The following is a 12178-nucleotide window of genomic DNA, read 5'->3' as shown; positions in this document are numbered from 1 at the left end:
CGTCCGTACTCACCTAAGGAAAGTTTCTAAGAGGATATTATCTTCAATCTATTTCTAAAGCACAAAACTTTAGAGTTTCTAATATAACTTATTCTTCTGCTGTTTGTTTATTTGGTAATACGAGCGATAAAAGAATCCCAATGACTACTGGCACTAACCATGGAAGAGATTGAGCCGCAAATGGAAGCAAAGCAATCCCCTTTTCTACTAACGAAATTTTAAAGGTATTTGCCAGAACACTTGCAAGAGAGACCAAGCTGGCCAAGAAAATAGTCAATTGCATCCCTGGTTTTGAAAGAGCCACAAATTTATTCACTATCACAATCAATACAATGGTAATGGTGATTGGGTAAAGAATCATCAAGACTGGCAATGAAAAGGCAATAATGGCATTCAAGCCAAGGTTGGCAATCGCAAAACCAATCAGAGTGAAGACACTTGCATAGACCTTGTAAGAAACCTTAGGGAAGGTGCTATGGAAGAATTCACTGGTAGAGACGATTAAACCAGCAGTTGTGGTAAAGCAAGTTACCGTCACCATTCCTGCTAGGAAAATCTGAGCAGTCGGACCAAAGATCGCTTTGGTCGCTTCTGATAATACATACACCCCTTTATTGCTATCAGATGCCATAACAGAAGCTGGAATAGGAAAATGATTCCCCAGATATCCTAAACCGATATACAGCACACTAAAACCAAGGGCTACAACAATTCCAACCAACCAAATAGTCTTGATGTATTCTCTCTTACTTGAAAATCCAAGTTGATTCAAGGTCGTCACTGCGATCACACTAAAGGCAACAGATGCCAAGGCATCCAAGGTATTGTACCCCTCTAAAAATCCTTGTCCAAAGGCAGATGCCTGATAGGCTTTTGTGGCCACCATTGGAGCATGTCCACTGTATTTCAGAGCCCCAAGAACGACCAAGATCAAAATGAGAATCGCAAAGATCGGGGTCAATATACGACCGATCCGATCTAGAATCTTAGATGGATTCAAAGCAATTAGAAAGGCTAGCAAAAAGTAGACCAGGGTAAAAATGAAAAGTGCTAAACTGGCATTCATTCCACCTAATAAGGGGGCTATCCCCACTTCGAAAGATACCGTCGCCGTTCTTGGAATAGCAAAGAAAGGACCAATCGAAAGATAAAGCGCAACTAAGTATACAATCGCGAAAACAGGTGAAATCTTACGAGAAATCTCATCAATATATCCTTTGGGATTAAGTGTCCCGATAATCAAGGTCACAATGGCAATTCCCACTCCTGAAAGGACAAACCCAGCAATAGCTGGCCAAAATTGATTACCCGATAAAGCACCAAGAGCCGGTGGGAAAATCAGGTTTCCAGCACCAAAAAAAATACCAAACAGTAATAAACCTGTCAGGGAACCTTTTCGTAACATACGATCTCCTTAAAAAACGATAATCTTAACTTTATCAAATTCATTTGAAGAATGCAACTTATTTGTATGAACAATCCGCTATTTTTATCAGTCATTATGGTACAATGGATGTAAGATTTTACGAGGGGCAAAACATGTATCTATATCTATTCTGGTTATTTCCAGCTCTTAACTTTTTATTGTTCTTTATGAGTGATCGCAGAAGGCTTTTCAATGCTTATCTCTTTTCGATAAACTTGGGGCTTTTTCTACTGATTTCTGCATTTTTACTAGTCGTTCGAACTGAGTTATGGTTTAATCAACAAATTGCAATGATTGTCTTTGTGGTGATTTCCATCCTCGTTTTTCTCAGCATTATTTTCTCATCTATCTTTCTCCTTTTTAACGGACGTCAAATGATGGCTTTTGAAGGAAAAAGGCTGGCCAACCTCCTCTCTCTGCTCTATGGGCTGTTTATTATCGGAGCTTTGGCACTACATTTTCTACCCTATTTCCCAGGGAATGACATCCTCATTTATCTGACTGACTTCGCCCTGTTTTACATGACTTTTCTCTACCTCTCTTATGTATCCTATGGGACTTTTTGCAATCTCTTTCCAGTTCGCAAAGAGCCAGACGCCATCATCATCCTTGGCTCAGGTTTGATCGGAGACAAGGTTCCCCCACTCTTGGCCCAACGTCTTGAGAAAGGAAAGTCCATCTATGAGCAGTTCGAGGGACGACCAAAGCTGATTGTTTCTGGTGGTCAAGGGTCAGATGAGCTGATCGCTGAGGCGGAAGCTATGGCCAGATACTTAATGGAACATGGGGTTCCAGAGGACGCCATTCTCATCGAGAATCGCTCTCGTACTACTTTTGAAAACCTGACCTTTAGCAAGCGTCTCCTTGAAAAAGAGGGGCTTGGCAAGCGAGTCCTTGTAGTAACCAATTCATTTCACGCGCTCCGTGCAGGTGTCTTTATGAGACGATTGAAAATACCTGGTCGAAGTATCGGTTCAAGAACAGCCTTTTACTATCTCCCATCCGCTTGGATTCGAGAAACCGTTGGCTTGGTTTCACTTTATTGGAAATGGCATGTTACCTTCCTAGCTTTTCTATTTCTGCCTTGGTTCTTTACACAAATCATGAAACTGATTGAGTTCTTCATTAAATATCTAAACTAATAGAGAGTGGGACAGAAATTGGTCATTCGTTAGAATTCGATTTCGTCGTCACACCTCCGCACAGTTGAGTAGGGCTGTAAAAGCTGATGAAACCAGTGTAGTAGAGCTCGCTCAACCACTGCGTCTTGCTCGACAAACCAAAAATAATTGAGAGGCTAGGACTTTTGTCCCAGCCTCTTTCTTGTCTAGTGGTCACTAAAGCGTCTATATTTAATGCGGAAATCGAAATAATTTTCTTCCTGCAGTTTACGGAAAATATCGCGATAAGCCTCTTCGTCAAAGTGATCACCCCGATAGAGAATTTCAAAGCTCAGTCCTTCGTATTCTAAAAAAGCATTGGCAGTTTTAAAACCATTACGCTTATAGAAATCCATCCGAGACTGACGTTGCTCTAGATTGTCACATTCTTCATCTAAACGTTCCACTTCAAGAATCATGGTTCTTTGGTAAAATTCTACCAATTTTTCAATGATTTCTTGACCATAACCGTGGCTACGTAGGTGGGGCATAATGGCAAAGAAGCTAACATAAAAAACTTTCTGATTATAGATAGAAAAAGCAAATCCTACAAATTCTTCTTCGTTATAAAAAGCAAAAAAATTAGCATCGTCATTGTCCGTATAACTCAGGTATTCCGACAAAGGAACTCGCTCTTCTTCTGGAAATGCCTCGATATTCAGCCTCTCGACCTTGTCCAGATCTGGGAACGTTTCCGTGATTAATTGGCTGGTTAAGCTCATAAAAGCCTCCTTTTCTGCCCTGATTATACCAAAAAATGTAAGGGGATTCAACTACCGATGCTTGTCGCTGGTTACTGAAGTTGGTATAATGACACTATGAAAAGAATTCAACGTGTAGATCTCATAAATGGTCCTATTTTACCCGCTCTTTTGAGTTTTGCCTTTCCTATTCTTTTATCCAATATCTTCCAACAACTCTACAATACCTCAGATGTCATGATTGTAGGGCGTTTTTTAGGTCAAAAATCTTTGGCCGCCATTGGGGCAACCTCTGCTATTTTTGATTTGATTGTTGGATTTGCTGTCGGTGTTGGAAATGGGATGGGGATTATTATCGCGAGAAATTATGGAGCCAAAAACGAAGACCAATTACGAAAATCAGTCGCCGCAACTGCTATTATTGGTTGCATTCTCAGTCTCTTCGTGATCTTCATTGGTGCTGTCGGACTTTTTCCCCTGCTCCAATTTTTAGGGACCCCATCAGCAATTGTGTCTCAGTCTTATCTCTATATCTCCACTATTGTCAATGGTGTGGCTGTGACCTTTGCCTATAATCTTTGCGCTGGACTTCTTAGAGCGGTTGGCGATAGCTTAGCGGCACTCTACTTCCTGATTATCGCTGCCATTCTCAATATTCTTCTCGATCTATATTTTATTACCCAACTCCATCTCGGAGTCCAATCCGCTGGAATTGCGACCATTATTGCCCAGGGTATTTCGGCCCTTCTTTGTCTTCTCTATATTCGTAAGAAGGTCCCTTTTCTGCTCCCGCATCGCAAGGATTTTGTTTGGGAAAAGGAGCTTTATCAGGATCTGCTAAGTCAGGGCCTTGCCATGGGCCTCATGACTTCCATCGTTTCGATTGGAACGGTTATCCTCCAATCCGCTATTAATCAGCTTGGAACAACCATTATCAGTGCACAGGTCGCAGCCCGTCGTATCATGTCCTTTGCCGTTTTACCGATTACAGCTATCGCCTCAAGTATCACAACCTTTATCTCGCAGAATTTTGGCGCAGAGCAATTCCAGCGGATCAAAAAAGGCGTTACCATTGCCAACCTTCTTTCTTGGGTTTGGTCTGTCTTGGTTGCTGCTCTTCTATTCTTCACAAGTCCGTCTTTAACCAGCTTTATTTCCGGCTCGACAAATCCTGATCTCATTGCAAATGCCAGTCTTTATCTCCAGATCAGCTCTTGCTTTTATCCTATTTTGGCGAGTCTCATCATCCTGAGAAATGCCCTACAGGGAATGGGTAAAAAATTAACCCCACTCACATCCAGTTTTATTGAATTGTTTGGAAAAATTTTCTTCGTTCTGTGGATTATTCCTCACACCGGCTACATGGGGGTCATTCTCTGCGAACCCCTTATCTGGATTCCCATGACCCTACAGCTCATCATAATCTATCGAAAAATCAGGTACCAACTCCTTACTGAATAATGATTGATTAACAAGACCAAAACAACTTCTGCTCATTTGAACAGAAGTTGTTTTTAGATATCTAGCTATTAGAACAAACCGATGGCTGTTCCATCAGCAGCCACATCCATATTCAAAGCAGCTGGACGTTTTGGTAAACCAGGCATGGTCATGACATCCCCAGTCAAAGCGACAATAAAGCCTGCTCCCAATTTTGGAACCACTTCACGGATAGTGATTTCAAAGTTTTCAGGAGCTCCCAAGGCATTTGGATTATCAGAAAAGCTATATTGTGTTTTGGCCATACAGATTGGCAACTTATCCCAACCATTTTTCACGATTTGGGCAATTTGTGTCTTGGCTTTCTTCTCAAAATTCACCTTCGTACCGCGGTAAATTTCTGTAACAATCTTTTCAATCTTTTCTTCAACAGAAAGGTTGTTATCATACAAGCGTGTGTAGTTAGCTGGACTTGTTTCAATGGTCTTAACCAAGGTTTCAGCAAGTTCAACTCCACCGTCCGCACCATTCGCCCATACACTCGCAAGTTCAACTGGAACATCAATTTCAGCACACAATTCTTTCAAAGCAGCAATTTCTGCTTCTGTATCGGTGATAAATTCATTGATGGCAACCACTGCAGGAATGCCAAACTTACGGATGTTTTCAACGTGGCGTTTCAAGTTGGCAAAACCAGCACGAACAGCTTCTACATTTTCTTCAGTCAATGCATCCTTAGCTACTCCGCCGTTCATCTTAAGAGCACGGAGAGTCGCTACAATCACAACTGCATCTGGTGATGTAGGCAAGTTTGGAGTTTTAATATCAAGGAATTTTTCAGCGCCAAGGTCAGCCCCAAAACCTGCTTCTGTAATCGTATAATCAGCTAAATGCAGAGCTGTCGTCGTTGCTAATACAGAGTTACATCCATGGGCAATATTGGCAAATGGACCACCGTGAACAAAGGCAGGCGTTCCATAGATGGTTTGAACCAGGTTTGGCTTAATCGCATCTTTGAGGATCAAGGCAAGAGCCCCTTCCACTTCCAAATCACGGACATAAACTGGACTACGATCATAACGGTAACCAATTACAATGTTGGCCAAACGACGTTTCAAATCTTCAATATCTGTCGCCAAGCAAAGGATGGCCATGATCTCAGAAGCAACGGTAATATCAAAACCGTCTTCACGCGGAATCCCATTTAAAGGACCGCCAAGACCGACAGAAACATGACGAAGAGCGCGGTCATTCAAGTCCACTACCCGTTTCCAGATAATCCGACGTTGGTCAATTCCTATCTCATTTCCTTGGTGCAAATGATTATCAATCAATGCTGAGAGAGCGTTATTAGCCGTTGTGATCGCATGCATATCCCCTGTGAAATGAAGGTTGATGTCTTCCATCGGTAGAACTTGGGCATAGCCACCACCAGCAGCACCACCTTTAATCCCCATAACTGGACCTAAAGAAGGTTCGCGAATGGCAATCATGGTTTTTTTACCGATTTTATTCAAAGCATCTGCTAGACCAATGGTAATGGTTGATTTCCCTTCTCCAGCTGGAGTTGGGTTGATCGCAGTGACTAAGATAAGTTTTCCTACTGGATTTTTCTCAACTTCACGAATCTTATCAAAGCTCAATTTCGCCTTGTATTTTCCATACAATTCAAGATCATCGTCTACCAAACCGATTTTCTTAACAACGTCCACAATCGGTTGGAGTTCAATGCTTTGAGCAATTTCGATATCTGTTTTCATAAGGGACTCCTTTATATTTGATAGATCTATTATACCTAAAATTCGCGAAAATGACATGGTTTTTCCACCTTTTGAATCGAACGTTCGTTTTTTATCTAAATTTTATGGCTACACATAGCTAATCCTAATAGCTTCAGAACTTTACTTACGTATCTTTTTAGTGTAAAATAAGCATATGCATATTTTAATTACATCAGGCGGGACGAGCGAAGCCATTGATAGTGTTCGTTCGATCACCAATCATTCCACCGGGAGCCTAGGGAAAATCCTTGCAGAAATGGCTCTTACAAAGGGACATCAGGTGACCTTGATCACAACGCCTACTGCGCTTAAACCCGATCCTCACCCACACCTACGTCTTCTATTGGTCAAGAATGTCGAAGAACTACTCGCACAAATGAAAACGGAAGTCCCTCATCATCAGGTTTTGATTCACGCTATGGCAGTCTCAGACTACACACCTGTTTACATGACAGGCCTTGAGGAAGTTGAGAAGGCTCAAGACCTTCATAGCTTTATCCATCGCGAAAATCAGGAACCGAAAATTTCTTCCAAAGAAGAATACCAAGTGCTCTTTCTAAAGAAAAATCCCAAGATTATCTCGCTCGTCAAAGAATGGAACCCTGCTATTCAACTGATCGGCTTTAAGCTTTTAGTCGACGTTTCTTCTGAAGAGTTGATCCATGTAGCGCGTGAAAGCTTGGTTAAAAATCATGCCAGCATGATCGTTGCCAATGATCTGACCAAGATTCAGAACGGTCAGCATCAAGCCTATCTAGTGACAGATGATCAGGTCCTAGAAGCTTCTACGAAAACAGAAATCGCAGAGGCCATCCTACGTTATATCAAATAAAAAGGAACACATGACACACATTACTTTAGCGGTTACCGGTAGTATTTCCGCCTATAAGGCTGCTGATATTACCAGCCAACTAACCAAATTGGGATTTGAAGTGAAGGTCCTCATGACTCCTTCAGCCCAAAAATTTATCACCCCTTTAACCTTGCAAGTTCTTTCAAAAAATCAAGTGGGGCTTGATGTTATGATTGAAGACGATCCACAGCGGATCGAGCACATCGACATTGGGAAAGAAACTGACCTCTTTCTTGTAGCGCCGGCCAGTGCCAATACCATTGCTAAATTGGCTATGGGATTGGCAGATAATATGGTCACAAGCACAGCTCTAGCCTTGCCTCAAAGGACTAAAAAATTACTGGCCCCTGCTATGAATACAAAAATGTTAGAACATCCCGCTACCCAACGAAATCTAAAGCTCTTACAAGACTATGGTTACCAGATTATCCAACCTCGTGATGCTGTTCTTGCTTGTGGGGACAAAGGTGCTGGAGCTCTAGCGCCTGTAGAAACTATTGTAGAAACTGTTAAGGAGAATTGTTTATGAGAAAATCATCTTCTATTTCACGAATTGCCATCTTTTTTGCGGTGATGATCACCATTCACTTTGTGACGTCCTTCGTTTTGCAATTTGTTCCATCAGGAATTCAACCAACCTTGGTTCATATTCCTGTCGTGATCGCTTCTATCATCTACGGACCTCGAACTGGAGCAATTCTAGGACTCCTCATGGGACTCTTTAGCCTCACCATGAATACCCTGGTTATAACACCAGCCAGCTATCTCTTTAGTCCCTTTGTCCCTCACGGGAATCTCTACTCCCTTATCATTGCCATAGTCCCTCGGATTCTCATTGGGGTAACCCCTTACTTCGTCTATCGCTGGATTCGCAATCGTACAGGACTTATGATCGCTGGAATTGTCGGCTCTATGACCAATACTGTTTTCGTTTTAAGCGGGATTTACTTCTTCTTTGGCAACAGTTTTGGAGGGGGGATTCAACATTTCCTTGGCTTGATTGTCTCTACTAACTCACTCATCGAAGTCATTGCGACAGTACTCATTACCAGTGCAGTCGTTCCATCTCTTGAAAAATTAAAATAACCTTTCAAGCCAAGACCAATTTATCTTGGCTTTTTTTGATGGTGAATTAGCTCTATTTTTTTGAAAAGATTTACAATTATCGCTAGAATTTTCTGAAAAAATTTGCTATAATGTAAGCGATTAAATTATAAGCAAAAAGGAGACGCTTGCATGACCTATCAAGAAAACTACCAAAAATGGCTCAACTTTGCTGAATTACCAGCTTACCTTCGTGATGAGTTGGTCGCAATGGATGAAAAAACAAAAGAAGATGCCTTCTATACCAACCTAGAATTCGGTACAGCTGGTATGCGTGGATTAATCGGTGCTGGTACCAACCGTATTAATATCTATGTTGTTCGCCAAGCAACTGAAGGATTGGCCCAATTGATCGACTCAAAAGGTGAGGAAGCGAAGAAACGCGGAGTTGCGATCGCTTACGATAGCCGTCACTTCTCTCCTGAGTTTGCTTTTGAATCTGCTCAAGTTTTAGCTGCACACGGAATCAAATCTTATGTATTTGAAAGCCTACGTCCAACACCGGAATTGTCATTTGCTGTTCGTCATCTTCACACATTTGCTGGGATCATGGTAACCGCTAGCCACAACCCTGCTCCATTTAACGGATATAAGGTATACGGTGAAGACGGTGGACAAATGCCTCCAGCAGATGCTGATGCATTGACAGATTACATCCGTGCTATCGAAAATCCTTTCACTGTACAATTAGCTGACCTTGAGGAAAGCAAGGCTAGCGGTCTCATCGAAGTTATCGGTGAAAATGTCGACGCTGAATACTTGAAAGAAGTGAAAGGCGTAAACATCAACCAAGACTTGATTAATGAATACGGACGCGACATGAAGATTGTCTACACTCCACTTCATGGTACTGGTGAAATGTTGGCTCGTCGTGCTCTTGCCCAAGCTGGATTTGAAGCTGTTCAAGTTGTTGAAGCTCAAGCTGTTCCAGATGCTGACTTCTCAACTGTTAAATCTCCAAACCCTGAAAACCAAGCTGCCTTTGCTCTTGCTGAAGAACTTGGCCGCAAAGTAGACGCTGATGTATTGGTTGCAACTGACCCAGATGCTGACCGCCTTGGTGTTGAAATCCGCCAACCAGATGGTTCTTACCTCAACCTTTCTGGTAACCAAATCGGAGCGATCATTGCTAAATACATTCTTGAAGCTCACAAAACAGCTGGTACACTTCCTGCCAATGCTGCGCTCTGTAAATCCATCGTATCAACTGAGTTGGTAACTAAGATTGCAGAAAGCTACGGCGCAACAATGTTTAACGTCTTGACTGGTTTCAAATTTATCGGTGAAAAGATTCATGAATTTGAAACACAACACAACCACACTTACATGCTTGGTTTCGAAGAAAGCTTCGGTTACCTCATCAAACCATTCGTACGTGACAAAGACGCTATCCAAGCTGTTCTTATCGTTGCTGAAATCGCAGCTTACTACCGCTCACGTGGTATGACTTTGGCAGATGGTATCGAAGAAATCTACAAACAATACGGTTACTTCGCAGAAAAAACCATCTCTGTTACCCTTTCAGGTGTTGACGGAGCTGCTGAAATCAAGAAAATCATGGATAAATTCCGTGGCAATGCTCCTAAACAATTCAACAACACAGACATTGCTAAGACAGAAGACTTCTTGGAACAAACAGCTACTACTGCTGACGGCGTTGAAAAATTGACAACCCCTCCAAGTAACGTTCTTAAATACATCTTGGCTGATGATTCATGGTTTGCCGTTCGTCCTTCAGGTACAGAACCAAAAATCAAATTCTACATCGCTACAGTTGGTGAATCTGAAGCAGATGCTAAAGAAAAAATTGCGAACATCGAAGCAGAAATCAATGCTTTTGTAGGCTAAAACACGAGGCTGGGACAAAAGTCCTAGCCTCTCAATTATTTTTGGATTGTCGAGCAAGACGCAGTGGTTGAGTGGGCTCTACTACGCTGATTTCATCAGCTTTTACAGCCCTACTCAACTGTGCGGAGGTGTGACGAAATCGAATTCTAACAAATAACCGATTTCTGTCCCAATCTCTCTTTCTTTCGTAGCAAATACCAGCGATTTTATAGAAAATATGGCATACTAGACATAGAAGAAAGCGAGGTAATCTCATGGAACAATTTTTAGAAGATATTAAAGATCTTGAAGTCACAACTGTCGCGCGTGCGCAAGAAGCGATCGATCAAAAAGAAACATCGACCTTCTTTATCGGACGCAAGACTTGTCCTTACTGCCGGAAGTTTGCTGCTAAGTTAGCAACTGTCGTAGCTGAAACAAAAGCTCATATCTATTTTATCAATAGCGAAGAACCAAGTCAGCTAGATGCGTTACAAGCCTTCCGCTCAACCTACGGTATCCCAACTGTCCCAGGATTTTTACATGTCGAATCCGGTGAAGTCACTGTTCGTTGCGACTCATCCATGTCCGAAGAAGAAATCAAAGCATTCGCTCATTTATAAAAAAATAGCTAGAGATCAGTCTCTAGCTATTTTTCATTTTCCGAAAAAGTCGTCCAAATCTTCTGCTGAGCTTTAGCAAAAGGATAATTGGAAAATTCTTCTGGTGTTATCCAAACCGTCGATTCACTTGCTGGCTGCTCTCCTTCTTTTACTAGGCCGTATCGAATCTGAACCTGCCACTTGCGATGCGAAAAGATATGCTGAACGATAGGATACGATCTGTCTTGCCAATCAATGGCCAAGTCATAGTCCTGTTCAAAAGAAATAATTTCTGGGTTACTCTCTGCTTCCCCCTTCCCATCCAATAGAGATAATTGACCTAGGTTCTCAGATAGGCCATCCACTTCGATCAAGGGGAAATGCCAGAAACCTGATAAAAGCCCATCTCGCTCATTTTTCTCCAGCAAGTAGCGTCCTTGACTATCCTTGATAATAAAGGCTGTTAGATAGACAGGTACCGGTTTCTTTTTAGGAGCCTTAATGGGATAACGATCCATGGTCCCATGTTGGTAGGCCGCGCTAAATTCCTTAACAGGACTCTCTTCCGGACGTGGATTGACTGGGGACTCAATATCGGAGCCCAAATCCATCAAGGCCTGATTGAAATCACCCGGCCGGGCCGGATCGATCAAGATTTCCATCATGGCTTGAAAAATCTTGCGATTGGTTGGAACTCCGATATCGTAGTCCACCTCAAACAAGCGAGCTAGAACACGCATGACATTGCCATCCACTGCTGGCTCTGGTAATCCAAAGGCAATACTAGCAATGGCACCAGCTGTATAAGGCCCAATTCCCTTGAGTTTAGATATTTCCTCATAACTTGATGGAAACACTCCTCCGTGATTTTCCATTATCTGCTGGGCAGCTTTCTGCATATTGCGGACACGTGAGTAATACCCCAAGCCTTCCCAAGCTTTTAAGAGTTTTTCTTCAGGGGCTTGAGCCAAATCAGCGACCGTCGGAAACCAGTCTAAAAAACGTTCATAATAAGGAATCACCGTATCGACACGTGTCTGCTGGAGCATAATTTCTGAGATCCAAATTTTATAAGGATCCTGGGTCCTTCTCCAGGGAAGATCCCGTTTATGGGCATCATACCAGGCTAATAACTTTTCTCGGAAGGAAGCAATTTTTTCCTCCTCCCACATGGTAATCCCGTAATCTTTTACATCTAACATATTCCTAGTATACCACAGAATGAGTTAGAGTATAGAAATTCTGATTTTATAAAGAAAAAGAGGCTGGGACAAAAGTCCTAGC

At 42.2% G+C, this 12178-nt stretch carries 11 protein-coding genes; 7 read left to right on the top strand and 4 right to left on the bottom strand.

The window, feature by feature from the left end; all coding sequences use genetic code 11:
• Nucleotides 1-88: 88 nt before the first annotated feature.
• Nucleotides 89-1405, bottom strand: coding sequence for a branched-chain amino acid transport system II carrier protein (gene brnQ / locus HMPREF2918_RS03160; RefSeq protein WP_070594567.1), 1317 nt, complete (start codon nt 1403-1405; stop codon nt 89-91).
• Nucleotides 1406-1539: 134 nt separating this feature from the next.
• Here brnQ and HMPREF2918_RS03155 point away from each other — a divergent pair, with 134 nt between their 5' ends.
• Nucleotides 1540-2568: a YdcF family protein gene (locus HMPREF2918_RS03155; RefSeq protein ID WP_070594566.1), complete on the top strand. Its 1029-nt coding sequence runs from the start codon at nt 1540-1542 to the stop codon at nt 2566-2568.
• A gap of 185 nt (nt 2569-2753) precedes the next feature.
• Here HMPREF2918_RS03155 and HMPREF2918_RS03150 read toward each other — a convergent pair whose 3' ends face one another.
• Complete coding sequence (locus HMPREF2918_RS03150; protein WP_070594565.1) at nt 2754-3308, bottom strand: GNAT family N-acetyltransferase; 555 nt, start codon at nt 3306-3308, stop codon at nt 2754-2756.
• Between the two features lie 96 nt (nt 3309-3404).
• Here HMPREF2918_RS03150 and HMPREF2918_RS03145 point away from each other — a divergent pair, with 96 nt between their 5' ends.
• A complete protein-coding gene (locus HMPREF2918_RS03145) occupies nt 3405-4748 on the top strand; it encodes an MATE family efflux transporter (RefSeq protein WP_070594564.1) in 1344 nt (447 codons plus the stop codon).
• 68 nt (nt 4749-4816) lie between these two features.
• On the opposite strand, the gene HMPREF2918_RS03140 is transcribed toward HMPREF2918_RS03145, so the two are convergent.
• Nucleotides 4817-6487, bottom strand: a complete 1671-nt coding sequence (locus HMPREF2918_RS03140) for a formate--tetrahydrofolate ligase (protein ID WP_070594563.1) — start codon at nt 6485-6487, stop codon at nt 4817-4819.
• A gap of 175 nt (nt 6488-6662) precedes the next feature.
• Here HMPREF2918_RS03140 and HMPREF2918_RS03135 point away from each other — a divergent pair, with 175 nt between their 5' ends.
• From HMPREF2918_RS03135 to HMPREF2918_RS03115, 5 genes are all read left to right on the top strand, one after another.
• Entirely contained in the window at nt 6663-7340 is a 678-nt protein-coding gene (locus HMPREF2918_RS03135) for a phosphopantothenate--cysteine ligase (RefSeq protein WP_070594562.1), read from the top strand.
• A 10-nt stretch (nt 7341-7350) separates the two neighbouring features.
• On the top strand, nt 7351-7890 hold the full coding sequence (gene coaC, locus HMPREF2918_RS03130) for a phosphopantothenoylcysteine decarboxylase (protein ID WP_070594561.1): 540 nt from the start codon (nt 7351-7353) through the stop codon (nt 7888-7890).
• Nucleotides 7887-8447 (top strand): ECF transporter S component, encoded by a 561-nt coding sequence (locus tag HMPREF2918_RS03125; RefSeq protein WP_070594560.1) that lies wholly within the window; start codon nt 7887-7889, stop codon nt 8445-8447. Before coaC ends, HMPREF2918_RS03125 begins: the two co-directional genes overlap by 4 nt.
• A 150-nt stretch (nt 8448-8597) precedes the next feature.
• On the top strand, nt 8598-10313 hold the full coding sequence (locus HMPREF2918_RS03120; protein WP_070594559.1) for a phospho-sugar mutase: 1716 nt from the start codon (nt 8598-8600) through the stop codon (nt 10311-10313).
• A 254-nt stretch (nt 10314-10567) separates the two neighbouring features.
• Nucleotides 10568-10915, top strand: a complete 348-nt coding sequence (locus HMPREF2918_RS03115; protein ID WP_070594558.1) for a DUF6568 family protein — start codon at nt 10568-10570, stop codon at nt 10913-10915.
• A gap of 26 nt (nt 10916-10941) precedes the next feature.
• Here HMPREF2918_RS03115 and mutY read toward each other — a convergent pair whose 3' ends face one another.
• Nucleotides 10942-12096: an A/G-specific adenine glycosylase gene (gene mutY / locus HMPREF2918_RS03110; RefSeq protein ID WP_070594557.1), complete on the bottom strand. Its 1155-nt coding sequence runs from the start codon at nt 12094-12096 to the stop codon at nt 10942-10944.
• Between the last annotated feature and the right edge of the window lie 82 nt (nt 12097-12178).

It is taken from the genome of Streptococcus sp. HMSC065C01 (assembly GCF_001813525.1).
Taxonomy (GTDB): Bacteria; Bacillota; Bacilli; order Lactobacillales; family Streptococcaceae; genus Streptococcus; species Streptococcus parasanguinis_V.
Note: the sequence above shows the minus strand (reverse complement) of the source record. Positions and strands in the feature narration are given on the sequence as shown.